Origin of the sequence: Serratia proteamaculans (assembly GCF_004684015.1) — a bacterium.
Taxonomy (GTDB): domain Bacteria; phylum Pseudomonadota; class Gammaproteobacteria; order Enterobacterales; family Enterobacteriaceae; genus Serratia; species Serratia proteamaculans_F.
Genome location: NZ_SRIA01000008.1, coordinates 15,192 through 39,601, shown reverse-complemented (window position 1 = coordinate 39,601; position 24,410 = coordinate 15,192). Strand labels below are relative to the sequence as shown.

20 protein-coding genes and 6 tRNA genes are annotated in these 24,410 nt (G+C 55.3%); 23 read left to right on the top strand and 3 right to left on the bottom strand.

Annotation, left to right across the window (positions count from 1 at the left end; genetic code table 11):
• Positions 1-10 precede the first annotated feature (10 nt).
• The 10 genes from nagC (at position 11) to E5C26_RS06170 (ending at position 6,465) form a co-directional block, all read left to right on the top strand.
• The gene (gene nagC, locus E5C26_RS06215; protein ID WP_135315514.1) at positions 11-1,231 is read left to right on the top strand and encodes a DNA-binding transcriptional regulator NagC; all 1,221 of its coding nucleotides are present in this window, start codon (positions 11-13) and stop codon (positions 1,229-1,231) included.
• Positions 1,232-1,298: 67 nt separating this feature from the next.
• Entirely contained in the window at positions 1,299-2,051 is a 753-nt protein-coding gene (locus E5C26_RS06210; protein WP_012005661.1) for an HAD-IIA family hydrolase, read from the top strand.
• A gap of 178 nt (positions 2,052-2,229) precedes the next feature.
• Positions 2,230-3,684, top strand: coding sequence for a carbohydrate-binding protein (locus E5C26_RS06205; protein WP_135315513.1), 1,455 nt, complete (start codon positions 2,230-2,232; stop codon positions 3,682-3,684).
• Between the two features lie 289 nt (positions 3,685-3,973).
• Complete coding sequence (gene asnB, locus E5C26_RS06200) at positions 3,974-5,638, top strand: asparagine synthase B (protein WP_135315512.1); 1,665 nt, start codon at positions 3,974-3,976, stop codon at positions 5,636-5,638.
• Between the two features lie 220 nt (positions 5,639-5,858).
• Positions 5,859-5,935: transfer RNA gene (locus E5C26_RS06195), tRNA-Met, on the top strand.
• A gap of 10 nt (positions 5,936-5,945) precedes the next feature.
• Positions 5,946-6,030 (top strand) — tRNA-Leu (locus E5C26_RS06190).
• 30 nt (positions 6,031-6,060) lie between these two features.
• Positions 6,061-6,135 (top strand) — tRNA-Gln (locus E5C26_RS06185).
• Positions 6,136-6,182: 47 nt separating this feature from the next.
• Positions 6,183-6,257, top strand: a tRNA-Gln gene (locus E5C26_RS06180).
• Between the two features lie 37 nt (positions 6,258-6,294).
• Positions 6,295-6,371 (top strand) — tRNA-Met (locus E5C26_RS06175).
• A gap of 19 nt (positions 6,372-6,390) precedes the next feature.
• Positions 6,391-6,465: transfer RNA gene (locus E5C26_RS06170), tRNA-Gln, on the top strand.
• An 84-nt stretch (positions 6,466-6,549) separates the two neighbouring features.
• On the opposite strand, the gene ubiF is transcribed toward E5C26_RS06170, so the two are convergent.
• Together ubiF and E5C26_RS06160 are read right to left on the bottom strand one after the other, a co-directional pair.
• Positions 6,550-7,731: a 3-demethoxyubiquinol 3-hydroxylase gene (gene ubiF, locus E5C26_RS06165; protein ID WP_135315511.1), complete on the bottom strand. Its 1,182-nt coding sequence runs from the start codon at positions 7,729-7,731 to the stop codon at positions 6,550-6,552.
• Positions 7,732-7,991: 260 nt separating this feature from the next.
• Positions 7,992-9,110: an RNA-guided endonuclease InsQ/TnpB family protein gene (locus tag E5C26_RS06160; RefSeq protein ID WP_206194242.1), complete on the bottom strand. Its 1,119-nt coding sequence runs from the start codon at positions 9,108-9,110 to the stop codon at positions 7,992-7,994.
• Between the two features lie 107 nt (positions 9,111-9,217).
• On the opposite strand from E5C26_RS06160, the gene miaB reads away from it, so the two are divergent.
• From miaB to E5C26_RS06100, 12 genes are all read left to right on the top strand, one after another.
• A complete protein-coding gene (gene miaB, locus E5C26_RS06155; RefSeq protein WP_135315509.1) occupies positions 9,218-10,642 on the top strand; it encodes a tRNA (N6-isopentenyl adenosine(37)-C2)-methylthiotransferase MiaB in 1,425 nt (474 codons plus the stop codon).
• A 143-nt stretch (positions 10,643-10,785) separates the two neighbouring features.
• Complete coding sequence (locus E5C26_RS06150; RefSeq protein ID WP_085115587.1) at positions 10,786-11,121, top strand: zinc ribbon domain-containing protein YjdM; 336 nt, start codon at positions 10,786-10,788, stop codon at positions 11,119-11,121.
• Between the two features lie 214 nt (positions 11,122-11,335).
• The gene (locus E5C26_RS06145; RefSeq protein ID WP_012005655.1) at positions 11,336-12,391 is read left to right on the top strand and encodes a PhoH family protein; all 1,056 of its coding nucleotides are present in this window, start codon (positions 11,336-11,338) and stop codon (positions 12,389-12,391) included.
• A complete protein-coding gene (gene ybeY, locus E5C26_RS06140) occupies positions 12,388-12,861 on the top strand; it encodes an rRNA maturation RNase YbeY (RefSeq protein ID WP_135315508.1) in 474 nt (157 codons plus the stop codon). The genes E5C26_RS06145 and ybeY overlap by 4 nt, the downstream gene beginning before the upstream one ends.
• Before the next feature lie 84 nt (positions 12,862-12,945).
• Positions 12,946-13,824 carry a CNNM family magnesium/cobalt transport protein CorC gene (gene corC / locus E5C26_RS06135; RefSeq protein WP_135315507.1) on the top strand — a complete coding sequence of 293 codons (879 nt, stop codon included), beginning with the start codon at positions 12,946-12,948 and terminating at the stop codon, positions 13,822-13,824.
• A 7-nt stretch (positions 13,825-13,831) separates the two neighbouring features.
• Positions 13,832-15,361 carry an apolipoprotein N-acyltransferase gene (lnt, locus tag E5C26_RS06130; RefSeq protein WP_135315506.1) on the top strand — a complete coding sequence of 510 codons (1,530 nt, stop codon included), beginning with the start codon at positions 13,832-13,834 and terminating at the stop codon, positions 15,359-15,361.
• Between the two features lie 383 nt (positions 15,362-15,744).
• Positions 15,745-16,641: an amino acid ABC transporter substrate-binding protein gene (locus E5C26_RS06125; RefSeq protein ID WP_135315505.1), complete on the top strand. Its 897-nt coding sequence runs from the start codon at positions 15,745-15,747 to the stop codon at positions 16,639-16,641.
• 197 nt (positions 16,642-16,838) lie between these two features.
• Entirely contained in the window at positions 16,839-17,579 is a 741-nt protein-coding gene (locus E5C26_RS06120) for an amino acid ABC transporter permease (RefSeq protein ID WP_135315504.1), read from the top strand.
• Positions 17,579-18,253, top strand: coding sequence for a glutamate/aspartate ABC transporter permease GltK (gene gltK / locus E5C26_RS06115; protein WP_135315503.1), 675 nt, complete (start codon positions 17,579-17,581; stop codon positions 18,251-18,253). Before E5C26_RS06120 ends, gltK begins: the two co-directional genes overlap by 1 nt.
• Positions 18,253-18,978 (top strand): amino acid ABC transporter ATP-binding protein, encoded by a 726-nt coding sequence (locus E5C26_RS06110; RefSeq protein ID WP_012005648.1) that lies wholly within the window; start codon positions 18,253-18,255, stop codon positions 18,976-18,978. The genes gltK and E5C26_RS06110 overlap by 1 nt, the downstream gene beginning before the upstream one ends.
• A 255-nt stretch (positions 18,979-19,233) precedes the next feature.
• The gene (gene rihA, locus E5C26_RS06105; protein WP_135315502.1) at positions 19,234-20,166 is read left to right on the top strand and encodes a pyrimidine-specific ribonucleoside hydrolase RihA; all 933 of its coding nucleotides are present in this window, start codon (positions 19,234-19,236) and stop codon (positions 20,164-20,166) included.
• Between the two features lie 147 nt (positions 20,167-20,313).
• Positions 20,314-21,012 carry an FMN-dependent NADH-azoreductase gene (locus E5C26_RS06100; protein WP_135315501.1) on the top strand — a complete coding sequence of 233 codons (699 nt, stop codon included), beginning with the start codon at positions 20,314-20,316 and terminating at the stop codon, positions 21,010-21,012.
• A gap of 58 nt (positions 21,013-21,070) precedes the next feature.
• On the opposite strand, the gene E5C26_RS06095 is transcribed toward E5C26_RS06100, so the two are convergent.
• Positions 21,071-21,553, bottom strand: a complete 483-nt coding sequence (locus E5C26_RS06095; RefSeq protein ID WP_017891914.1) for a zinc ribbon-containing protein — start codon at positions 21,551-21,553, stop codon at positions 21,071-21,073.
• Between the two features lie 266 nt (positions 21,554-21,819).
• On the opposite strand from E5C26_RS06095, the gene leuS reads away from it, so the two are divergent.
• Positions 21,820-24,402: a leucine--tRNA ligase gene (gene leuS, locus E5C26_RS06090; RefSeq protein ID WP_135315500.1), complete on the top strand. Its 2,583-nt coding sequence runs from the start codon at positions 21,820-21,822 to the stop codon at positions 24,400-24,402.
• Positions 24,403-24,410 lie beyond the last annotated feature (8 nt).

Sequence of the window (24,410 nt, the reverse complement as noted above, 5' to 3'; positions counted from 1 at the left end):
AAAATTATTGATGAGTACTGGCGGACAGGCACAGATAGGGAACGTTGACTTAGTCAAGCAACTCAACGGCGCAGCGGTTTACCGCCTGATCGACCAGCAAGGTCCGATTTCGCGCATTCAAATAGCCGAACTGAGCCAGCTAGCGCCCGCCAGCGTCACTAAAATTACTCGCCAGCTGTTGGAGCGCGGGCTGATCAAAGAAGTCGATCAGCAAGCCTCCACCGGCGGCCGCCGCGCCATTTCCATTGTCTCCGAAACCCGGCATTTCCACACCGTGGCCGTGCGCCTCGGTCGTCACGACGCGACCATCACCCTGTACGACATGAGCGGCAAATCGCTCGGTGAAGAACACTACCCGTTGCCGGAACGCACCCAGGAGACACTGGAAAACGCGCTGTTTATCGCTATTGCCCAGTTTATCGAAAACTACCAGCGCAAGCTGCGTGAGCTGATCGCCATCTCGGTGATCCTGCCCGGCCTGGTTGACCCGGCACTGGGCGTGGTGCGTTACATGCCGCACATCAGCGTCAACAATTGGGCGCTGGTCGATAACCTGCAGCAACGTTTTAACGTCACCAGCTTTGTTGGCCACGACATCCGCAGCCTGGCATTGGCAGAGCATTACTTTGGCGCCACCCGCGACTGCGAAGACTCTATTCTGGTGCGCCTGCACCGTGGCACCGGCGCCGGTATTATCGTCAACGGCCAGATATTCCTGGGCAACAACGGTAACGTCGGTGAGATTGGCCATATTCAAATTGACCCACTGGGCGAACGCTGCCACTGCGGCAACTTCGGCTGTCTGGAAACCGTCGCCGCCAACGCCGCGATTGAACATCGTGTTCGCCACTTACTGACCCAGGGTTACCCCAGCAAACTGACCCTCGACGACTGCAACATTGCCGCCATCTGCAAGGCCGCCAACCGCGGTGACCTGCTGGCCAGCGAAGTGATCGAGCACGTCGGCCGCTACCTCGGCAAAGCCGTGGCTATCGCCATCAACCTGTTTAATCCGCAGAAAGTGGTGATCGCCGGTGAAATTACCGAGGCGGAAAAAGTGCTGCTGCCGGCGATCCAAAGCTGCATCAATACTCAGGTGCTGAAAGACTTCCGCAAAAATCTGCCGGTGGTCACCTCCGAACTCAATCATCGCTCGGCGATTGGCGCATTTGCCCTGGCCAAGCGGGCGATGCTCAACGGCGTGCTATTGCAGCGATTGCTGGAAAGCTGATCCGCCGCTTCAGGCAGGTGTGCTATCTTCGCGTTTTGCCTGCCGCCAATCATGAGAAACAGCAACAATGACAATCAAGAACGTTATATGTGATATCGACGGCGTGCTGCTGCATGACAACACGCCGGTTCCCGGTGCCGATCTTTTCCTGGCACGCATTCAGGAACAGGGCATGCCACTGGTAGTGCTGACCAACTATCCGTCGCAGACCGCGCAGGATCTGGCGAACCGCTTCGCCGCCGCCGGGCTGGAAGTGCCGGAAAGCGCATTTTATACCTCCGCCATGGCCACCGCCGATTTCCTGCGCCGTCAGGAAGGCAAAAAAGCCTATGTGGTCGGTGAAGGCGCGCTGATTCATGAACTGTATAAAGCCGGTTTCACTATTACCGACATCAACCCGGACTTCGTGATCGTCGGTGAAACCCGTTCTTACAACTGGGACATGATGCACAAGGCCGCCTACTTCGTGAATAACGGCGCGCGCTTTATTGCCACCAACCCGGATACCCACGGCCATGGTTTTGTGCCCGCCTGCGGTGCCCTGTGCGCCCCCATCGAGAAAATCACCGGCCGCAAACCGTTTTACGTTGGCAAGCCAAGCCCGTGGATCATCCGCGCCGCACTGAACAAGATGCAGGGGCATTCGGAAGAAACAGTGATCGTCGGTGATAACCTGCGTACCGATATCCTGGCAGGCTTCCAGGCCGGTCTGGAAACCGTATTGGTGCTGTCCGGCGTCTCGACGCTGAACGATGTCGAAACCATGCCGTTCCGCCCGAGCTATATCTTCCCGTCCGTTGCCGATATCAATATTTTCTAATCCCTGAGGTGGCCATTACGGCCACCTTTTAATTTAACCAGCTTGAATTAAATTTATTATTGCCCACCAAAGGTTTCACTCCAGCCTCGTTAAAAAAGCGCACTCTATATTTACGCCCCGCCAATCACTGATATTGACGTCGTGCGGAAATAATCTTACTTAAAATAACGAGGTTACCATGAGCACCAATAATATTATCAATGCACCACTGGCAGATAACGCCGCTATCATGCCGGATATGACCAATAAAAAAATCATGATGGGTTTTTGGCACAACTGGGCCGCCGGTGCCAGTGACGGTTATCAGCAAGGCCAATTCGCCAATATGAATCTGACCGACATTCCGGCCGAATATAACGTGGTCGCCGTAGCCTTTATGAAAGGCGAAGGCATCCCCACCTTCAAGCCTTACAACCTGTCTGATGCCGAGTTCCGCCGTCAGGTTGGCGTGCTCAATAGCCAGGGCCGCGCAGTGCTGATTTCCCTGGGTGGTGCAGACGCGCATATCGAATTGAAAACCGGCGACGAAGACAAGCTGGCCAATGAGATTATCCGCCTGGTGGAAACTTATGGCTTCGATGGCCTGGATATCGATCTGGAACAGGCCGCCATTGGCGCAGCCAATAATAAAACCGTTCTGCCGGTCGCACTGAAAAAAGTAAAATCACACTATTCGGCCGAAGGTAAAAACTTTATTGTCAGCATGGCACCAGAATTCCCTTATTTACGCACCAACGGGACCTATCTGGATTATATTACCGCGCTCGAAGGCTATTACGATTTTATCGCGCCACAATATTATAATCAGGGCGGTGATGGTATTTGGGTTGATGAAGCCAACGGCGGTAAAGGGGCCTGGATCACCCAGAATAACGACGCCATGAAAGAAGACTTTCTGTATTACCTGACCGAAAGTCTGGTTACCGGTACTCGTGGTTATACCAAAATCCCGGCAGCCAAATTCGTTATCGGTCTGCCAACCAACAATGATGCCGCCGCCACCGGTTATGTGGTCGACAAAATGGCGGTGTATAACGCTTTCGCACGTCTTGATGCCAAAGGTTTGTCGATCAAGGGCCTGATGACCTGGTCGGTAAACTGGGACAACGGCCGGAGCAAGGCTGGCGTGGCTTACAACTGGGAATTCAAAACTCGTTATGCCGCGCTGATCCAGGGAGGGATCACCCCACCACCGGGAAAGCCTGATGCGCCAACCGCGTTGAACGCCACCGCGATCGCCGCAACGTCGTTGACGTTGAAGTGGGCGGCTGCCAGCAGCGTCAATCCAGTGAGCCAATATACGGTTTACCGTAATGGCAACGCTATCGGCCAGACCGGCGGCCTGTCATTGCAAGACAGCGGCCTGACTCCGGCAACGCAATACAGCTACTTCGTTACCGCCACCGATAACCAGGGTAGTACCTCACTGCCGAGCAGCGCGCTGGCAGTGAAAACGGCAGATGGCGACACACCTCCGGGTCCGGGCACTGGCGAATGGCAGAACAACCACAGTTATAAGGTCGGCGATGTGGTGACCTATAAAGGCAAGAAATACACCTGCCTTCAGGCACATACTTCTAACGCAGGATGGACGCCGGATGCGGCCTTCACTCTGTGGCAGTTGACCGCCTGATAGTCGGCAATGAGTTGCCGGTAAAATTCTCCGGCAACTCATCTATTCAGTGAAAAATTACATATTCAACAATTTTTACCGCCATTAACTGAACATCCACTAATATTCGAGCTTCCCCAAACAACTATTTTTCAGTGCAGCGCTAAAACGCTTGCATCCCCTGCCGCTTTTGACGCATTTTCATAAGCACAACGCAGCAAAACCGCGCCATCGCTGATGTGCCGGCCACCTGCCCTATAACAGCATAAACAACATCACAGTCTAAAAAAGTCGTTAGGAGAGTCGGTATATGTGTTCTATTTTCGGTGTGCTCGATCTGAAGTCCGATCCCGTTGAACTGCGTAAGAAAGCGCTGGAACTGTCCCGTCTGATGCGCCATCGCGGCCCGGACTGGTCCGGCGTTTACGCCAGCGATAAAGCCATTCTGGTGCATGAGCGCCTGTCGATTGTCGACGTTAACAATGGCGCCCAACCGCTGTACAACGCTGCGCACACCCACGTTCTGGCGGTTAACGGTGAAATTTACAACCACCAGGCGCTGCGCCAGCAGCTGGGTGAACAATATGAGTTCCAGACCGCTTCCGACTGTGAAGTGATCCTGGCGCTGTATCAGGAAAAAGGCACCGACTTCCTCGACGATCTGCAAGGGATGTTCGCCTTTGCCCTGTACGACTCCGAGAAAGACGCCTACCTGATTGGCCGCGACCATCTGGGCATTATCCCGCTATATATGGGACATGATGAATTCGGCAACCTGTATGTCGCTTCTGAAATGAAAGCGCTGGTGCCGGTTTGCCGTACCATCAAAGAATTCCCGGCGGGCAGCTACCTGTGGAGCCAGGACGGTGAGATCCGCGAGTACTACCAGCGTGACTGGTTCGATTACGACGCGGTTAAAGACAATGTCACCGACGCCAACGCCCTGCGCAACGCGCTGGAAGACTCGGTGAAAAGCCACCTGATGTCCGACGTGCCATACGGCGTGCTGCTGTCTGGCGGCCTGGACTCTTCGGTGATTTCCGCCATTACCAAAAAGTACGCCGCACGCCGCGTGGAAGATCAAGAGCGCAGCGAAGCCTGGTGGCCGCAGTTGCACTCCTTCGCAGTCGGCCTGGAAGGTTCACCGGATCTGCGCGCTGCGCAGGAAGTGGCTAACCACCTGGGCACCGTACACCACGAAATTCATTTCACCGTGCAGGAAGGCCTGGACGCCATTCGCGACGTGATTTATCACATCGAAACCTATGACGTCACCACCATTCGCGCCTCCACCCCGATGTACCTGATGTCACGCAAGATCAAGGCGATGGGGATCAAAATGGTGCTGTCTGGTGAAGGTGCGGACGAAGTGTTCGGCGGCTACCTGTACTTCCATAAGGCACCGGATGCTCGTGAGTTCCACGACGAAACCGTGCGTAAACTGCTGGCCCTGCATATGTTTGACTGCGCGCGCGCCAACAAGGCGATGTCCGCCTGGGGTGTGGAAGCCCGCGTGCCGTTCCTGGATAAAAAATTCCTCGACGTGGCAATGCGCATCAACCCGAAAGACAAAATGTGCGGCAATGGCAAAATGGAAAAACATATCCTGCGTGAATGTTTTGAGTCCTATCTGCCGGCCAGCGTGGCCTGGCGCCAGAAAGAGCAGTTCTCCGACGGTGTGGGCTACAGCTGGATCGACACCTTGAAAGAAGTCGCTGCCAAGCAGATCAGCGATCAACAGCTCGAAACCGCACGTTTCCGCTTCCCGTACAACACGCCGAGCTCCAAGGAAGGCTACCTGTATCGCGAAATTTTCGAAGAGTTGTTCCCATTGCCAAGCGCGGCCGAGTGCGTGCCTGGCGGCCCGTCAGTGGCCTGTTCTTCAGCGAAAGCCATCGAATGGGATGAGTCGTTCAAAAAGATGGACGATCCTTCTGGTCGTGCAGTCGGCGTTCACCAGTCCGCCTACAAATAATCGCCGGGCGTTTTCTTCCCTGGGCGGACCTTCGGGTCCGCCTTTTTGTTGATGTTTTCAACCATTAATTGTCGGAATTGGTGATTTTATCGCCATACTGTTCACAACCCAGACAAACAACACATCCGGTCGCTTTTTCGGGAAAAAACTTGTTGACGCAAAACGGCCATATACGCATAATGCGCCCCGCAACGCCGATGAAGGTTGCGCGAAAAAAGATGGCTACGTAGCTCAGCTGGTTAGAGCACATCACTCATAATGATGGGGTCACAGGTTCAAATCCCGTCGTAGCCACCATCTTTTTTTTGCGGGAGTGGCGAAATTGGTAGACGCACTAGATTTAGGTTCTAGCGCCGCAAGGTGTGCGAGTTCAAGTCTCGCCTCCCGCACCATTTCTTATCATCGGGTTGTAAGGCATCAGATGGGGTATCGCCAAGCGGTAAGGCACTGGTTTTTGATACCAGCATTCCCTGGTTCGAATCCAGGTACCCCAGCCATTTTTTAAATGGTTCGATGCAGTAAGAAGAAGTTGAAAATTTGTTGATGGGGTATCGCCAAGCGGTAAGGCACTGGTTTTTGATACCAGCATTCCCTGGTTCGAATCCAGGTACCCCAGCCATCAACATCCTTGACTTTTAAAGTAAAATATCAAAAATGGCTACGTAGCTCAGCTGGTTAGAGCACATCACTCATAATGATGGGGTCACAGGTTCAAATCCCGTCGTAGCCACCATATTTTACTGTTTCACAATTGGGGTGTCGCCAAGCGGTAAGGCTCTGGTTTCTGATACCAGCATACCCAGGTTCGAATCCTGGCACCCCAGCCACATTTAGAAAAGCCCGCTTCGGCGGGCTTTTTGCTGTCTGTCATTCGGCAAACGACCGGGTCCAGCAAGCTGAACCCATTGGAGTTATAAACCCAACGCGTACTTCAACGCATTTTCCTTTAACTTGCCCGCCCGCTGGGCCGCCATCAACGCAAGATTGCGTGCCACGCTTAAGGGTGCCAAATTATTGCTAAAGGCGGTGTAAAACAGATCCATGCCGCTTTGCATCAGTAAATTATCGGTACGGCGACGACGCTGATAACGCATCAGCACCGCTTCACTGCTCCAGTCCTCACCTTGCTCCCGCGCCTCACTCAAAACCGCCAGCAAGGCGTCCACATCGCGATAACCCAGGTTCACACCCTGCCCGGCTAACGGATTAATGGTGTGCGCCGCGTCGCCGAGCAACGCCAGCCCCGGTAACACATAGCGCTGTGCATGGCGGCGCGCCAGCGGGAAAGATCCGGCAGCATGCACTTTCACCGTCCCCAAACGTGCGGGAAACGCCTCAGCGATTTCGCGCTCAAGCTGCGCTGGCGGCATCGCCTGCAACTGACGGATACGCTGCGGGCTGTCGTACCACACCAGTGAAGCCCATTGATCATACAGCGGCAGGAAAGCGCGTGGGCCGGAAGGGAAAAACTGCTGCCAGGTCACATCCTGCTGCGGCGCGCCGGTCTCGACGGTGATCAGCATGCAGGACTGACGGTACTGCCAGCCGCTGGTGCCGATGGCCGCCAGATTACGCACCTGCGAGTTGGCACCGTCAGCCCCGACCACCAAACGCGCCTGTAGCGTCTCAGAAGAGTCCAGTGTCACTTGCCAATGGTCATCGCCCTGTTGCAGCGAACGCAGCCTGGCGGGGCAATAGAGCGTCAGATTGTCGCACTGCTCGAGTTGCTGCCACAGCGCCAGTTGCAAAATGCGGTTTTCCACCATAAAGCCCAGTTCCGGCAGGCCGAGTGAAGCGGCGTCAAACGCCACCCGCGCCGACGCCCACTCCCAGGTTTCCAACCGGCGGTACGGCGCGGTGCGCATCGCTTGCACCGCCGGCCAGGCGCCGAGCTGTTTGAGCAACCCTACCGAGGTGCAGCCAATCGCGGAAATACGCAAGTCCGGCGGGCTTTGCGCATCGAACGCTTGCGGCGCCTGATGTTCCAGCAATGCCACCGACCAACCGGCCTGCGCCAGCCCCAGCGCGGCGGCCGCGCCAACCATGCCACCGCCTACCACCACCGCGTCATACCGTTTTTGAGAAGTGTTCATATTGGCTAAATTTTCTTGGTTAATTATCGCCATCCCCACCGGCATGGCGTTTGGCATCAGTGTAACGGATTTTTAATTTGGCTTCAGGTCGCATGCCGTTTTCCCCGCGCTGGTCACAACGGCGTCAAATGTTTACAATAGCGCCCTGCATGTCGCGTATCGCAACTTTCGCGCCGCACTGAGTAATGGCAAGTCATTGACTGCTCCTCGCCCTAAAGCGCGAGGATTCCCACTTCATCGAGTTCTACCTTCAGCGCAATTTACGCTGCGGGTTTTACAAACTCTCCGTGGGCTAACACTGCCAGCCCGGCAGCTTTGATATTACGGGCAGCATTAATGTCGCGGTCATGGCTGATGTTGCACTCAGGACAAACCCAGCTACGGACATTAAGCGGAAGATGTTTCAGGGTAAAACCACAACACGAGCAACGTTTGGAAGAGGGAAAGTAGGGGTCAATAGCCACCACGCTGCGGCAAGCCCACTCTCCTTTGTACCGAAGCTGCCTGACAAACTCGGACCAGCTTGCATCAGCAATATGTTTAGCCAACTGAGGATTGCGGAGCATGTTCTTCACTTTCAGCGATTCAACGCACACCACTTGGTTTTCGTTTATTAGTGCGCGGGACAGTTTATGCAAGTTATCCAGACGGCAATCGGCGATTTTCGTATGCAGACGGGCGACCTTTAAGCGAGCTTTAGTGCGATTTTTCGAACCCTTGCGCTTTTTGCTTAATCGGCGCTGGAGTAGCGCCAACCGTGCCGCGTATTTCGCAGTATGGCGCAGATTGCCGGTTTTAAAACCGCTGTCAGTGACGAACAAATCGTTTAAACCTACATCAATGCCAACCATTTTCGGACTGACAGGCAGTGATTCAGGCTCAAATTCGCACAGGCAGGAAACAAAGTACCGGCCAGCCGCATCTCTGGTGATAGTTATCGTCGATGGCGCTGACGGCAGTAAACGTGACCAGCGTAACGCCAGAGGTATTTTGCTTTTGGCGATATAGAGTTGGTTATCAACATATTTAAAGGCGCTTTTAGTAAACTCTGCAGCCTGTTTGTGACGTTTGGATTTAAATGCTGGATAACTGGCGCGGCCTGCGAAGAAGTTTTTAAATGCCGTCTGTTGATGGCGCAGCGCCTGCTGCAAAGGGACGCAGGACACGTCGTTTAGCCAGGCATACTCCGCATTTTTCTTCAGTTCAGTTAAGTGAGCCGAAGCAGCGGAATAGCCGATTTTTTCCAGACTCTGCCGAAAAGCTTCACCGCGCCAGTGCAGCACGGCATTGTAGACAAAACGGACACAACCGAATGTTTGAGCCAAAAGCTCAACCTGCTCGGGAGTGGGATAGAACCGGTATTTATAGGCACGTTTCATCATTAGATATTTACAGGAGTCATCGTGAAAGTACAAAAAGGAATCAGCGCGAAAAACGTCTCCTTTCCTCTCCGGCCTGAAGGCCGAGGTTTCCCGGAGGCATTCTGATGACCAAAAAACTACATATCAAAACCTGGGGCTGCCAGATGAATGAATATGATTCATCAAAAATGGCGGACTTACTGGGAAGCACGCACGGTTATCAATGGACCGACAACGCTGAAGAAGCGGACGTGCTGCTGCTCAATACCTGCTCAATCCGCGAGAAAGCGCAGGAAAAAGTTTTCGCCATGTTGGGCCGCTGGAAGCTGCTGAAAGAAAAGAACCCGGCGCTGATCATCGGCGTGGGTGGCTGTGTGGCCTCGCAGGAAGGTGAACACATCCGCAGCCGTGCGCCCTGCGTCGACGTAGTATTTGGGCCGCAAACCCTGCACCGCCTGCCGGAAATGCTCAATCACGTGCAGGGCACCCGCAGCCCAATCGTCGACATCAGCTTCCCGGAGATCGAAAAGTTCGACCGCCTGCCGGAACCCCGTGCCGAAGGCCCGACCGCCTTTGTCTCCATCATGGAAGGCTGCAACAAATACTGTACCTTCTGCGTGGTGCCTTACACCCGCGGAGAAGAAGTCAGCCGCCCAAGCGACGACGTGCTGTTTGAAGTCGCCCAACTGGCGGCGCAAGGCGTGCGTGAAGTCAACCTGCTCGGCCAGAACGTCAATGCCTATCGCGGTGCTACTTACGACGGCGGCATCTGCTCCTTTGCCGAACTGCTGCGCCTGGTGGCGGCCATCGACGGTATCGACCGCATTCGTTTCACCACCAGCCATCCGATTGAATTCACCGACGATATTGTCGCGGTGTATGAAGACACGCCGGAGTTGGTCAGCTTCCTGCATTTGCCGGTACAGAGCGGCTCAGACCGCATACTGACCATGATGAAGCGCGCGCACACTGCTCTGGAATACAAAGCGATCATTCGCAAACTGCGCAAAGCGCGGCCGGACATCCAGCTCAGTTCCGATTTTATTATCGGCTTCCCGGGGGAGACCCAGGCTGACTTCGAACAGACCATGAACCTGATTGCCGAGATTAACTTCGACACCAGTTTCAGCTTTATCTACTCGTCACGCCCAGGCACCCCGGCGGCCGATATGGTGGACGACGTCAGCGAAGACGAAAAGAAACAGCGCCTGTATATCCTGCAGGATCGCATCAACCAGCAGGTGCTGCAGTTCAGCCGCCGGATGCTCGGCACCGTGCAGCGCATTCTGGTGGAAGGCACCTCACGTAAAAGCGTGATGGAGCTGGCGGGCCGTACCGCCTGCAACCGCATGGTAAACTTTGAAGGCACGCCGGATATGATTGGCCAGTTCGTGGATGTGGAAATCACCGAAGTCCTGACCAACTCACTGCGTGGCGCAGTGGTGCGTACCGAACAGCAGATGGATCTGCGCGTACATGAATCCCCGCAGTCGGTGATCGCCCGTACCCGCAAAGAAAACGCGCTGGGTGTCGGCATTTACCAACCCTGACGCTGTTTCCGCCTGGCGCTAAACGTGGCGGCCGTGCTTCCCGCCGCCACGATAACGGTTATCCTTATTATTTCTCTGTCGGGCCATGCGCCCGGCAATTTTCTTTTTTTTATTTTTTTGATTGTTTAAAGAGGCGACATAGCATGCAACTCCCACACTGCCCGAAGTGCAATTCCGAATACACCTATCAGGACAACAATCTGTTTATCTGCCCTGAGTGCGCCCATGAGTGGAGCGACAGTGCCCCGGCGGAAGACAACGATGCGCTGATTGTCAAAGATGCCAACGGCAACCTGCTGGCCGACGGCGACGCGGTGACCGTGGTAAAAGATCTGAAGGTCAAAGGCAGCTCTTCGATGCTGAAAATTGGTACCAAGGTGAAGAACATTCGCCTGGTGGAAGGCGATCACAACATCGACTGCAAAATTGATGGCTTTGGTCAAATGAAACTGAAGTCCGAGTTCGTGAAAAAGAACTGATCCCAGCTTCCATTCTCAAGTCATTACGCGGCTGTTTTGGCCGCGTTTTTCCTCCGCCTGCCCTTGAAATTCACCGCCGACGCACAGATAGATCATGGGTAAACTTGCGCCCATGCGTTGCACCATGAATAATTCAGGGTAGAGAACCTCAGGGTTTGCCCTGAATGCGCGTACCGAAAATCAACCAGGCCCGATATGAGCCTTGAGGAATAGTTTGAACGTCGCAACACAAGAAATTTTGTTAGAGCCGGCAGACAATCAGCGATTGCTCAGCCTGTGCGGCCCGTTTGATGACAATATCAAACAACTCGAACGCCGGTTGGGCATTGAAATCAACCGCCGTGATAACCGTTTCAAGCTGGTTGGCAAAAACCTGTGCGTGGTTGCCGCCGCCGATATCCTGCGCCACCTGTATGTGGACACCTCGCCGATCCGCGGTGTGATCCCGGATATCGATCCGGAACAGATCCATCTGGCGATCAAAGAAAGCCGGGTGTTGGAACAGGTTGCCGACAGCGTGCCGGATTACGGCAAAGCGGTCACCATCAAAACCAAACGCGGCATGGTGAAACCCCGCACGCCGAACCAGGCGCAGTACATCGCCAATATTCTCGACCATGATATTACCTTCGGTATTGGCCCGGCCGGTACCGGTAAAACCTATCTGGCGGTTGCCGCTGCGGTAGACGCGCTGGAGCGCCAGGAAATTCGTCGCATTATGCTGACCCGCCCTGCGGTCGAGGCCGGTGAGAAACTGGGCTTCCTGCCGGGGGATCTGAGCCAAAAGGTCGATCCTTACCTGCGCCCGCTGTACGACGCCCTGTTCGAAATGCTGGGCTTCGAGCGCGTGGAGAAACTGATTGAACGTAACGTGATTGAAGTGGCGCCACTGGCTTATATGCGCGGTCGCACCCTGAACGATGCGTTTATCATTCTTGATGAGAGCCAGAACACCACCATCGAACAGATGAAGATGTTCCTGACGCGCATTGGCTTCAATTCAAAGGCGGTGATTACCGGTGACGTGACGCAGATAGACCTGCCGCGCAACCAGAAATCCGGCCTGCGCCATGCCGTGGAGGTGCTGTCGGACGTCGAAGAACTGAGCTTCAACTTCTTCCATAGCGAAGACGTGGTACGCCATCCGGTGGTGGCCCGCGTGGTCATCGCCTATGAAGCATGGGAAGCCGCCGAACAAAAGCGCAAAGACGCCATTGCCGAACAACGTAAACGCGAGGCGACCCTCGCCTCCGAGCAGGAGACACCATGAGTCAGGTGATTTTGGATCTGCAGCAGGCCTGTGCAGACAACAGTGGCCTGCCGGACGAAGCCACCTTCCAGCGCTGGCTGGAAGGTGTGCTGCCGCAGTTTCAGGAAGAAGCGGAGGTCACCATTCGCCTGGTGGATGAAGCCGAAAGCAATGAACTGAACCTGACCTATCGTGGCATGGACAAACCGACCAACGTGTTGTCATTCCCGTTCGAAGCTCCCCCGGGTATCGAGCTGCCGCTGCTGGGCGATCTGATCATCTGTCGTCAGGTGGTTGAACGGGAAGCCGCTGAGCAAGACAAGGCGCTGGAGGCCCACTGGGCGCATATGGTTGTTCATGGCAGCCTTCATCTGCTAGGGTATGACCACATCGAAGACGATGAAGCCGAAGAAATGGAGTCTTTGGAAACCGAAATCATGCACGGACTGGGTTACCCGGACCCGTACCTGGCGGAAAAAGACCCCCTCTGACGTCAGCTGATTTCCCCACAGCCCCTGTATGGGGCTGTCGCTGACTCCCCTAACTCTGACATGAGTGATATTAACTAAAACGCCATGAGCGACGACCATTCACAAAGCAATGACAGCCCCAGTCCCAAGAAGGGGTTCTTTACTCTTATCCTTAACCAGCTGTTCCACGGCGAACCTAAAAACCGTGGCGATCTGGTAGAGCTGATCCGTGATTCCGAGCAAAACGACCTGATCGATCCCGATACCCGAGACATGCTGGAAGGCGTGATGGATATCGCCGAGCAGCGCGTGCGCGACATCATGATCCCGCGCTCCCAGATGGTGACGCTCAAGCGTAACCAACGGCTTGAAGAGTGCCTGGACGTGATTATCGAATCCGCCCACTCGCGCTTCCCGGTGATCAGCGAAGATAAAGATCACATCGAAGGCATTCTGATGGCCAAGGATCTGCTGCCGTTTATGCGCGCAGAGTCCGAGGAATTCAGCATCGACAAGGTGCTGCGCACCGCGGTGGTGGTGCCGGAAAGCAAGCGGGTCGACCGGATGCTGAAGGAGTTCCGCTCCCAGCGTTATCACATGGCGATTGTCATTGACGAATTCGGCGGCGTGTCCGGCCTGGTGACTATCGAAGACATTCTGGAACTGATTGTCGGCGAAATTGAAGACGAGTATGACGACGAGGACGACCTGGACATCCGCCAGCTCAGCCGTCATATGTATACCGTGCGCGCACTGGCGCCGATTGAAGACTTCAACGAAGCCTTCGGCACCCACTTCAGCGACGACGAGGTCGACACCATCGGTGGCCTGGTGATGCAAGCCTTCGGCCACCTGCCTGCACGTGGGGAAACCATTGAAATCGAAGGTTACCTATTTAAAGTTGCGATGGCCGACAGTCGACGTATCATCCAGGTTCATGTAAAAATTCCGGACGATTCTCCGCAACCGAAACTGGAAGAATAAATCGAACATGGCTAAAGCCTCTTACCTTGACTGCCAGTGGGTTCGCGCCCTGCTGGCGCTGTTGACGGGTGCCAGTGGCACGCTGGCATTTTCCCCTTACGACATCTGGCCGGCGGCCATTGTCTCCCTGTTTGGCCTGCTGGCCGTTACCCTGAACCGCACCACCAGGCAATCTGCCCTGCTCGGCTTCTGCTGGGGCTTTGGCCTGTTTGGTACCGGGATCAACTGGGTTTACGTCAGTATCGCCGACTTCGGTGGCATGCCGTTCTCCGTCAATATCTTCCTGGTGGCACTGCTCGCCGCCTATCTGTCGCTGTATACCGGGCTGTTCGCCGGCTTGCTGGCACGCCTTTGGCCAACCACCAGCTGGTATCGCCTGGCCATTGCCGCACCGGTACTGTGGCAGGTCACCGAGTTTTTACGCGGCTGGGTGCTGACCGGCTTCCCCTGGCTGCAGTTTGGCTACAGCCAAATCAACGGCCCGCTGAAAGGCGTGGCGCCGCTGCTGGGGGTGGATACCATCACCTTTATGCTGATGGCGATTGCCGGGTTGCTGGTGTACGCCGTCAATCAACGCCGCATCACGCCGGCGGTGGTGGCAGTCGCGCTGCTGCTGTTGCCGTGGCCACTGCGCCAGTTGCACTGGTATACCCCGCAGCCGGACAAGGCGGTCAACGTCGCTATGGTGCAGGGCAACATCGCTCAGTCGATGAAGTGGGATCCGAAAGCGCTGGTCAGTACGCTGCAAACCTATCTGGATGAAACCCGTCCTTATATGGGCAAAGCGCCGATCATCATTTGGCCGGAGTCCGCCATCCCGGATTATGAAGCCAGCCAGAACGGTTTCCTGACCATGATGGACGACCTGATGCGCGCCAAAAACAGCAGCCTGATCACCGGTATTGTTGACGTCCGTGCCACCCCGCAGGGCCAGCAAATCTACAACAGCGCCATCGTGTTGGGTGAAGAGACGCCGTATGTTTATCCGGCCAAAGACCGCTACAACAAGCACCATCTGGTGCCGTTCGGCGAGTTTGTACCGTTGGAAACCTTGCTGCGCCCCCTGGCCCCGTTCTTCGACCTGCCGATGTCCTCATTCAGCCGCGGCGATTACGTCCAGCCACAGCTCAGCGTGAAGGGCTATAACCTGACGGCGGCGATTTGTTATGAAATTGTCCTCGGCCAGCAGGTACGCGATAACTTCCGCCCGGACACCAACTTCCTGCTGACCATCTCCAACGATGCCTGGTTCGGTCATTCCATCGGCCCGTGGCAGCACTTCCAGATGGCGCGCATGCGTGCACTGGAGTTGGGCAGACCCCTGTTGCGCAGCACCAACAACGGCGTGACGGCCGCAGTGGACGCCAACGGTGAAGTGATTGCAGAGATCCCGCAGTTCACTCGCAAGGTGCTGGAGGTGAAAATGACCCCCACCACCGGTATTACGCCTTATGCCCGCTTTGGCGCCACGCCATTGTGGATAATCACTTTACTGCTCGGCGGTCTGGCGCTGGTTCTCGGCCTGCGTCGCAAATAATCCCCCGGGGCGCTGCCATCGCGGTGCGCCCCGTATTATTCCCCTCCTGCCATAAATCGTTAGAAAATCAATGTTTCTGGCACACTCCTTGCTTTAGTTACTCCGTGATTTAGAACCGATTTACTTTTGCTGACGTTTCGTCGTATCTGTGCACAACTCGAGAGCATCACTGGCACCATAAGGGTGCGCTGGGGTTTTTTTGCATTAATTTGGTGCGCGCGGCGTCTCAAAAAAAGAAACATTTTAGTTTCAATCTGTTCACAATCGGCTATTTTCTAACGGTTATCCGTTCTAAGACTATCTTTATACTTGAGCAATAAATCTCCATTTAGAATCTGATGCTCTTTGTATTTGAGCCACCACAACAGCAAAGGAGTTGGACCATGCAAATGCGTAAATTGGCGTTATCGTTACTGCTGATCGGGACGGCGGCTAACGTAGCCCATGCGGAAGAACTGACCGGTACGCTGAAGAAAATCAAAGACAACGGCGTGATCGTTGTCGGCCACCGCGAATCGTCAGTGCCGTTCTCCTACTACGACAATCAGCAGAAAGTGGTGGGTTACTCCCAGGACTACTCCAACCAAATCGTTGACGCGGTTAAGAAAAAACTGAACGCCCCGGATCTGCAGGTTAAAATGCTGCCGATCACCTCGCAGAACCGTATTCCACTGCTGCAAAACGGCACCTTTGACTTCGAGTGCGGCTCGACCACCAACAACCTTGAGCGCCAGAAACAGGCCGCCTTCTCCGACACCATCTTCGTGGTCGGCACCCGTCTGCTGGTGAAAAAAGGCTCTGACGTTAAAGATTTCAAAGATCTGGCCGGTAAACCGGTGGTAGTCACCTCCGGCACCACTTCGGAAGTGCTGCTCAATAAACTCAATGACAGCGGCAAAATGAACATGCGCATCATCAGCGCCAAAGACCACGGTGATTCATTCCGCACCCTGGAAAGTGGCCGCGCAGTGGCCTTTATGATGGATGACGCCCTGCTGGCCGGTGAACGCGCGAAAGCCAAGAAGCCGGACCAATGGGAAATCCTCGGCACACCGCAGTCGAAAGAAGCCTACGGCTGTATGCTGCGTAAAGAGGATCCTGAGTTCAAAAAACTGGTCGATGACACCATCGCTCAGGCCCAGACTTCAGGTGAAGCGGCAAAATGGTTTGATAAGTGGTTCAAACAGCCCATCCCACCGAAGAACCTCAACATGAACTTCGAACTGTCAGACGACATGAAGCAACTGTTCAAAGAGCCTAACGACAAAGCACTGAACTAATAGAATAAGAGCCAGGCCAACCTGGCTCTGTTGATGGCTGGGACAGACAGGAATGCGGGAGGCCGTTCCCCTCCCGCATTTTCCCCTTAACGCACCACCGATGCCGCACAAATAGGTCAGCCCGACTGGCCGCGGTACTTTCGGCGTGAATAGTCATCAATCTTTAGGCGCTCTGCGCCCGCTTAACGGAGTTTGTTATGTCAATAGATTGGAACTGGGGTATCTTCCTGCAGCAGGCCCCGTTTGGGAATACCACCTACCTCGGCTGGATTTGGTCCGGCTTTCAGGTCACGGTCGCCCTCTCCGTCTGTGCATGGATTATCGCTTTCTTTGTCGGTTCGCTATTCGGTATTTTGCGTACCGTACCCAACCGCTTTCTTTCCACCCTCGGCACCTGCTACGTCGAACTGTTCCGTAACGTGCCGCTGATCGTACAATTCTTTACCTGGTATCTGGTGATCCCGGAACTGCTGCCGGCCAATATCGGCATGTGGTTCAAAACCGAACTCGATCCCAACGTGCAGTTCTTCGTTTCCTCCATGCTGTGCCTCGGGCTGTTTACCGCCGCTCGCGTATGCGAACAGGTGCGCGCTGCCATTCAGTCACTGCCACGTGGTCAGAGAGCCGCCGGACTGGCGATGGGCCTGACACTGCCGCAAACCTATCGCTATGTGCTGTTGCCAAATGCCTACCGGGTGATTGTGCCGCCGATGACCTCGGAAATGCTTAACCTGGTTAAAAACTCCGCCATCGCTTCCACCATCGGGCTGGTCGACATGGCTGCGCAGGCCGGCAAACTGCTGGATTACTCGGCGCACGCCTATGAATCCTTTACCGCGATTACGCTGGCCTATATCGCCATCAACGCCGTGATCATGTTGTTTATGCGACTGGTAGAGCGAAAAGTGCAGTTGCCCGGCAATATGGGGAGTAAATAATGTACGAATTTGACTGGGCATCGATTGTCCCAAGCTTCCCTTATCTGCTACAGGGCATGTTGATCACGCTGAAGATCACCGTGACCGCCATTGTTTTCGGTATCCTGTGGGGCACCATTCTGGCCGTCATGCGTCTGTCGCCGTTCAAGCCCATCAGTTGGTTTGCCGCGCTGTACGTCAACCTGTTCCGTTCGGTGCCGCTGGTAATGGTCCTGCTGTGGTTCTACCTGGTGGTTCCAAGCTTATTGCAAAAGGTTCTGGGACTGTCGCCGAAAACCGATATTCGCCTGATCTCGGCTATGGTAGCCTTTTCCCTGTTTGAAGCGGCCTATTACTCGGAAATCATCCGCGCCGGTATTATCAGCATCTCGCGCGGCCAGTCTTCCGCTGCGCTGGCGCTGGGCATGAGCCACTGGCAGTCAATGAAGCTGGTTATTTTGCCGCAGGCGTTCCGCGCCATGGTGCCACTGCTGCTGACTCAGGGCATCGTACTGTTCCAGGATACCTCTCTGGTGTACGTACTGAGCCTGGCTGACTTCTTCCGTACCGCCTCAACCATCGGCGAGCGCGACGGCACCCAGGTTGAAATGATCCTGTTCGCCGGCTTTGTCTACTTTGTTATCAGTCTCGCCGCCTCGGCGCTGGTAAGCTATTTGAAGAAAAGGACTGTTTGATGATATCCCTGAAAAATGTTTCTAAGTGGTACGGTCACTTTCAGGTTCTGACCGATTGCACCACCGAAGTCAAAAAAGGTGAGGTGGTGGTGGTCTGCGGTCCTTCAGGCTCGGGCAAATCTACCCTGATCAAAACCGTCAACGGCCTGGAGCCGATCCAGCAGGGCGATATCCTGGTGAACGGTACCCCGGTTAACAACAAGAAAACCAACCTGGCGCAGCTGCGTTCCAAGGTCGGCATGGTGTTCCAGCACTTTGAGCTGTTCCCGCATCTGTCGATCATCGACAACCTGACGCTGGCACAGGTAAAAGTGCTCAAGCGCGATAAAGCCGCCTCCCGCGAGAAAGGCCTGAAGTTGCTGGAGCGCGTCGGCCTGACCGCCCACGCCAACAAATTCCCCGGGCAGCTTTCCGGTGGCCAGCAGCAGCGTGTGGCTATCGCCCGTGCGCTGTGCATGGATCCTATCGCCATGCTGTTCGATGAACCCACCTCTGCGCTCGATCCGGAAATGATCAACGAAGTGCTCGACGTGATGGTCGAACTGGCGAATGAAGGCATGACCATGATGGTGGTGACCCACGAAATGGGCTTTGCCCGCAAAGTGGCCAACCGGGTGATCTTTATGGACGAAGGCAAAATTGTCGAAGACCGCAATAAAGACGACTTCTTCAACAACCCAGAATCTGAACGTGCCAAAGACTTCCTGGCAAAAATCCTGCACTGATTTAACTGATGCGCTCCATTCGGGGCGCATCTCCCCTATCCCGGCACTAAAAGCGCTTGTTTCTCCCTGGTTTTGATCCGATGCTCGGAACACAACTCTACCCTATGGCTTTCAAGTTGCTGCTCATCCCCAGGTAGGGTAGGGGCGCTGCATGCTGCGCCCACTTTAATCGGGGCGAATGTATTCGCCCCCTACAATATCAGTGCAGGTAACAACGCTGCAGCTTGAAAGACGACGGGTAAAAAGGAGATCTCTATGCCTCGCCCTATCATTATCGATTGCGACCCCGGCCTCGACGACGCCATTGCCCTTGCCATGGCACTGAGTTCACCGGAACTTGAAGTGAAAGCCATCACCACCTCTGCCGGTAACCAGACACCGGAGAAAACCCTGCATAATGCGCTCGGCCTGCTGACGCTGATGAAACGCGAAGATATTCCGGTCGCCGCCGGTGCTGCGGGCCCGCTAATGCGTGAGCTGGTGATTGCCGACTATGTGCATGGCAAAACCGGCATGGGCAATACCCATCTGCCAACGCCCACCCTCAAGCCGGTCAAACAAACCGCCGTCGAACTGATCGCCAGCCTGCTGCGCAGCAGCCCGGAACCGATTACCCTGGTGGTTACCGGCCCGATGACCAATATCGCCCTGCTGCTGGCTCAACACCCTGAGCTGAAAGGCAACATCGAGCGTATCGTCTTTATGGGCGGCGGCATGAACGCCGGCAACACCACCCCGGTGGCGGAATTTAATATTTTCGTCGACCCGGAAGCCGCCGAGATGGTGCTCAAATCCGGCGTGCCACTGACCATGGCAGGTCTGAACGTCACCCATCAGGCGCTGGTGCTGCCGCAGGATATCGAACGGATCCGCCAAATCGCCAACCCGGTGGCGCAGGCGGTGGCCGAAATGCTCGACTTCTACCTGCCGCTGTATCTCAGCCACCCGCGCGGGTTGCCCGGTGCCGCAATGCATGACCCCTGCACCATCGCCTGGCTGCTGGCACCACAGCTGTTTGGCAGTATCGAACGCTGGGTCGGTGTAGAAACCCAAGGAGAATACACCCAGGGGATGACGGTGGTGGATATCTTCGGGCAAAACGGCAAAGCGCCCAACGTGGAAGTGTTGACCGATATCGATCGTGAAGGGTTTATCAATCTGCTGGCCGAACGCATCGCGCGCTACTGACAGCCAGCACGCGAACACAGCAAACGTTCAGTTTTTTTGATTTAACTCAGCGAATTTTTACGCTATCACTGGCCCAGGCTTGCCTCTAAGATGCTTTAAACGCACAGCAAACGCTGACAACCTTAGAGCAAGCCTGGAGATATCCGCATGAGTCGTATACTGGTCCTGAAATCAAGTATCCTGGGCGATTACTCCCAGTCTGGAAAATTAGTCGATTTTTTTGTTCAACAGTGGCAAGAAGCACACCCAAGCGACAGCTTTACCTTCCGCGATCTGGCCAACCCGACCCTGCCGGAGCTCGATGGTGAAGTGATTGGCGGCTTTAGCGCCGGCGATAAGCCCTTAACGCCACATCAACAAAAAACGCTGGCGCTGTCCGATGAGCTGATTGCCGAGCTGAAATCGCACGACACCATTATCATCAGCGCCCCGATGTACAACTTCAATATCCCGACCCAGTTGAAAATCTATTTCGACCTGGTCGCGCGTGCCGGCCAAACCTTCCGTTACACCTCTGAGGGTTCCGAAGGCCTGGTCACCGGTAAAAAAGCGATTGTGATCTCCAGCCGCGGCGGTATCCATGCCGATACACCAACCGACCTGATCACGCCTTACCTGAAGCTGTTCTTAGGGTTTATCGGTATTACTGACGTGGAATTCGTGTTGGCGGAAGGTTTTGCTTACGGGCCGGAAGCGGCAGAAAAAGCAACGCAGGACAGCCGCATCGCGGTAGCGCAGAAAGTGCCTGCAACAGTCTACACCGCCCTCGCAAGCCAGCCTGAACTGGCCACAGCCCCGGCTGGCGGCGGTTTTCTCAGTAACCTGATGAAAAAACTGTTCGGTTAATGGCTAGCTCCCTGCCCCGGCCCTTTCCACTCGGGAGAAGGCCAGGGTGCGGAAAAACTCAGGGTTCGAAAGGCCGACGCTGAAACTGGTCATGGCCGCATTTCGGGCATAGCGGCAACACTTCCGGCGTGTAAAACGCCAAATGATGGTGACACTGCTCGCACACCAGATTGCCCAACCCGACCACCTCACCGCTGTGGTAAACGCCATGGTGGCTGACGTCCTTGAAAACTTCGCGCCATTCCAACTGGGTTTTGTCGGTAATGTCCGCCAGCTCCTGCCACAGGCTCTCTTTAATCACCCGCATAAAAACGCTGTCGGTAAATTCTTCCCGGCTTTCCTGGTAACTGCGTGCGAACTCTTCCAGATCGCGCCGTACCGCCAGAGTCACCTGCTCCACTTCATCGCGCGTCAGCTCACCGGCTTCGTTCAGCCGTTTTTCAGCGCTCGCCACCAGTGAATCAATATCACGTTCGCCATTTTTCAGGCGTTCGGTCAGAGATGCCACCAATTCGCGGTAGTACTGAGCAACCTTGTTCATAATCTCTCCTCGATGAACTTACGTGACAGGGCTTACCTCTTCAAAGTAGCTCTTATCATTTTAGCGGTAAATTGCTGATGTCACTTGGCAAGGCACGGGATCCTCAAGATGTGAGTCATATCATGGCGGCGATTTTTTAAATACGCCGAGTCGGGCGCTTGGTGTTGTTGCCGAGAGGTCTTATCAGCTATGCTATGCGGATCTATAAGTACTCAACAGAATGCTACGGATGTAGCTGTTTTACACCTACAGGACCACCAGCCGCCATGCAAGAGCAATACCGTCCAGAAGACATAGAATCGAACGTACAGCTTCACTGGCAAGAGAAGCAGACTTTCAAGGTTACCGAAGACGCGAGCAAGGAAAAGTATTACTGCCTATCCATGCTGCCATACCCATCAGGCCGTCTGCACATGGGGCACGTTCGTAACTACACTATCGGCGACGTGATCTCGCGCTATCAGCGCATGCTAGGCAAGAACGTACTGCAGCCGATCGGCTGGGATGCGTTCGGCCTGCCGGCGGAAGGCGCCGCGGTTAAAAACAACACCGCGCCGGCCCCGTGGACCTACGACAACATCGAATACATGAAGAACCAGCTAAAACTGCTGGGCTTCGGCTACGACTGGGATCGCGAGATCGCCACCTGCGATCCGGATTACTACCGTTGGGAACAGTGGTTCTTCACCAAGCTGTACGAAAAAGGCCTGGTCTACAAGAAGACCTCTGCGGTCAACTGGTGCCCACACGATCTGACCGTGCTGGCCAACGAACAGGTTATCGACGGCTGCTGCTGGCGCTGTGACACCAAGGTGGAGCGTAAAGAGATCCCACAGTGGTTTATCAAAATCACCGACTACGCCGACCAACTGCTTAACGATCTCGATACGCTGGAAAGCTGGCCAGAGCAGGTGAAAACCATGCAGCGTAACTGGATTGGCCGTTCCGAAGGGGTGGATATCACCTTTGACGTGGCGGGCAGCGACGAGAAACTGACCGTTTACACCACCCGTCCGGACACCTTTATGGGTGCCACCTACGTCGCCGTTGCGGCGGGTCACCCATTGGCCCAGCTTGGCGCGGTGAACAACCCGGCGTTGGCTGAATTTATCGAAGAATGCCGCAACACCAAAGTGGCCGAAGCCGAAATGGCAACGATGGAGAAGAAAGGCATGCCGACCGGCCTGTTCGCCATCCATCCGCTGTCCGGCGAGCAAGTGCCGGTTTGGGTCGCCAACTTCGTACTGATGGAATACGGCACCGGCGCGGTGATGGCCGTTCCGGCTCACGACCAACGTGACTGGGAATTCGCCACCAAATACGGTTTGCCGATCAAACCGGTCGTGCTGGCGCTCGATGGCAGCCAACCGAATGTCCAGGCAGAAGCGATGACCGAGAAAGGCACGCTGTTCAACTCCGGCGAGTTTGACGGTCTGGACCACCAGGACGGTTTCAACGCCATTGCCGACAAACTGGTCGCCAAAGGCGTCGGCCAGCGCAAGGTTAACTACCGTCTGCGCGACTGGGGGGTTTCCCGTCAACGTTACTGGGGCGCACCAATCCCAATGGTCACTCTGGAAGACGGCACCGTAATGCCGACCCCGGAAGACCAACTGCCGGTGATCCTGCCGGAAGACGTAGTGATGGACGGCATCACCAGCCCGATCAAGGCCGATCCCGAGTGGGCGAAAACCACCGTTAACGGCCAGCCGGCGCTGCGTGAAACCGACACCTTCGACACCTTTATGGAGTCCTCCTGGTACTACGCGCGCTACACCTGCCCGCAGTACGACCAGGGCATGCTGGATCCGGCCGCCGCCAACTACTGGCTGCCGGTGGATCAGTATGTCGGTGGTATCGAACACGCCATCATGCACCTGATGTACTTCCGTTTCTTCCACAAGCTGCTGCGTGACGCAGGCCTGGTCGATTCCGACGAGCCGGCAAAACGCCTGCTGTGTCAGGGCATGGTATTGGCAGACGCCTTCTACTACAGCGGCAACAGCGGCGAACGCGTCTGGGTTTCCCCAGTCGACGCCACCGTAGAGCGCGATGACAAAGGCCGCATTATTAAAGCCACCGATCCACAAGGTCGTGAACTGGTCTATGCTGGCATGAGCAAAATGTCGAAGTCGAAAAACAACGGCATCGACCCACAGGTAATGGTTGAGAAATACGGTGCTGATACCGTGCGTCTGTTCATGATGTTCGCCTCACCGGCAGAAATGACGCTGGAATGGCAAGAATCCGGCGTGGAAGGAGCAAACCGCTTCCTGAAACGCGTCTGGAAACTGGCCTACGAACACCTGGAAAAAGGGGCCGTACAGCCGCTGAACGTAGCAACGCTGACGGAAGACCAGAAAGCGCTGCGTCGCGATCTGCACAAAACCATCGCCAAAGTGACCGATGATATCGGCCGTCGTCAGACCTTCAACACCGCCATTGCCGCCGTGATGGAGCTGATGAACAAGCTGGCCCGTGCTCCGCAGGAAAGCGAGCAGGATCGCGCTCTGCTGCAGGAAGCGCTGCTGGCTGTGGTCCGCATGCTGTATCCGTTCACCCCGCACGTGTGCTTCTCACTGTGGCAGGCGTTGGGCGGTGAAGGCGATGTGGACACCGCAGCCTGGCCGCAAGCCGACGAGCAGGCGATGGTCGAAGACTCCAAGCTGGTGGTAGTCCAGGTCAACGGCAAGGTCCGCGCTAAAATTACTGTGGCAGCCGATGCAACCGAAGAACAGGTGCGTGCGCGCGCCGCTGAGGAACATCTGGTCGCTAAATATCTGGACGGGGTTACGGTTCGTAAAGTGATCTATGTTCCGGGCAAATTGCTTAACCTGGTTGTGGGTTAACACAAGGA

What these genes read in the sequence shown, in the direction of transcription:
- nagC (WP_135315514.1), top strand. Translation starts at nt 11, where the DNA reads ATGAGTACTGGCGGACAGGCACAGATAGGGAACGTTGACTTAGTCAAG.
- E5C26_RS06210 (WP_012005661.1), top strand. Translation starts at nt 1,299, where the DNA reads ATGACAATCAAGAACGTTATATGTGATATCGACGGCGTGCTGCTGCAT.
- E5C26_RS06205 (WP_135315513.1), top strand. Translation starts at nt 2,230, where the DNA reads ATGAGCACCAATAATATTATCAATGCACCACTGGCAGATAACGCCGCT.
- asnB (WP_135315512.1), top strand. Translation starts at nt 3,974, where the DNA reads ATGTGTTCTATTTTCGGTGTGCTCGATCTGAAGTCCGATCCCGTTGAA.
- ubiF (WP_135315511.1), bottom strand. Translation starts at nt 7,731, where the DNA reads ATGAACACTTCTCAAAAACGGTATGACGCGGTGGTGGTAGGCGGTGGC.
- E5C26_RS06160 (WP_206194242.1), bottom strand. Translation starts at nt 9,110, where the DNA reads ATGAAACGTGCCTATAAATACCGGTTCTATCCCACTCCCGAGCAGGTT.
- miaB (WP_135315509.1), top strand. Translation starts at nt 9,218, where the DNA reads ATGACCAAAAAACTACATATCAAAACCTGGGGCTGCCAGATGAATGAA.
- E5C26_RS06150 (WP_085115587.1), top strand. Translation starts at nt 10,786, where the DNA reads ATGCAACTCCCACACTGCCCGAAGTGCAATTCCGAATACACCTATCAG.
- ybeY (WP_135315508.1), top strand. Translation starts at nt 12,388, where the DNA reads ATGAGTCAGGTGATTTTGGATCTGCAGCAGGCCTGTGCAGACAACAGT.
- corC (WP_135315507.1), top strand. Translation starts at nt 12,946, where the DNA reads ATGAGCGACGACCATTCACAAAGCAATGACAGCCCCAGTCCCAAGAAG.
- lnt (WP_135315506.1), top strand. Translation starts at nt 13,832, where the DNA reads ATGGCTAAAGCCTCTTACCTTGACTGCCAGTGGGTTCGCGCCCTGCTG.
- E5C26_RS06125 (WP_135315505.1), top strand. Translation starts at nt 15,745, where the DNA reads ATGCAAATGCGTAAATTGGCGTTATCGTTACTGCTGATCGGGACGGCG.
- E5C26_RS06120 (WP_135315504.1), top strand. Translation starts at nt 16,839, where the DNA reads ATGTCAATAGATTGGAACTGGGGTATCTTCCTGCAGCAGGCCCCGTTT.
- gltK (WP_135315503.1), top strand. Translation starts at nt 17,579, where the DNA reads ATGTACGAATTTGACTGGGCATCGATTGTCCCAAGCTTCCCTTATCTG.
- E5C26_RS06110 (WP_012005648.1), top strand. Translation starts at nt 18,253, where the DNA reads ATGATATCCCTGAAAAATGTTTCTAAGTGGTACGGTCACTTTCAGGTT.
- rihA (WP_135315502.1), top strand. Translation starts at nt 19,234, where the DNA reads ATGCCTCGCCCTATCATTATCGATTGCGACCCCGGCCTCGACGACGCC.
- E5C26_RS06100 (WP_135315501.1), top strand. Translation starts at nt 20,314, where the DNA reads ATGAGTCGTATACTGGTCCTGAAATCAAGTATCCTGGGCGATTACTCC.
- E5C26_RS06095 (WP_017891914.1), bottom strand. Translation starts at nt 21,553, where the DNA reads ATGAACAAGGTTGCTCAGTACTACCGCGAATTGGTGGCATCTCTGACC.
- leuS (WP_135315500.1), top strand. Translation starts at nt 21,820, where the DNA reads ATGCAAGAGCAATACCGTCCAGAAGACATAGAATCGAACGTACAGCTT.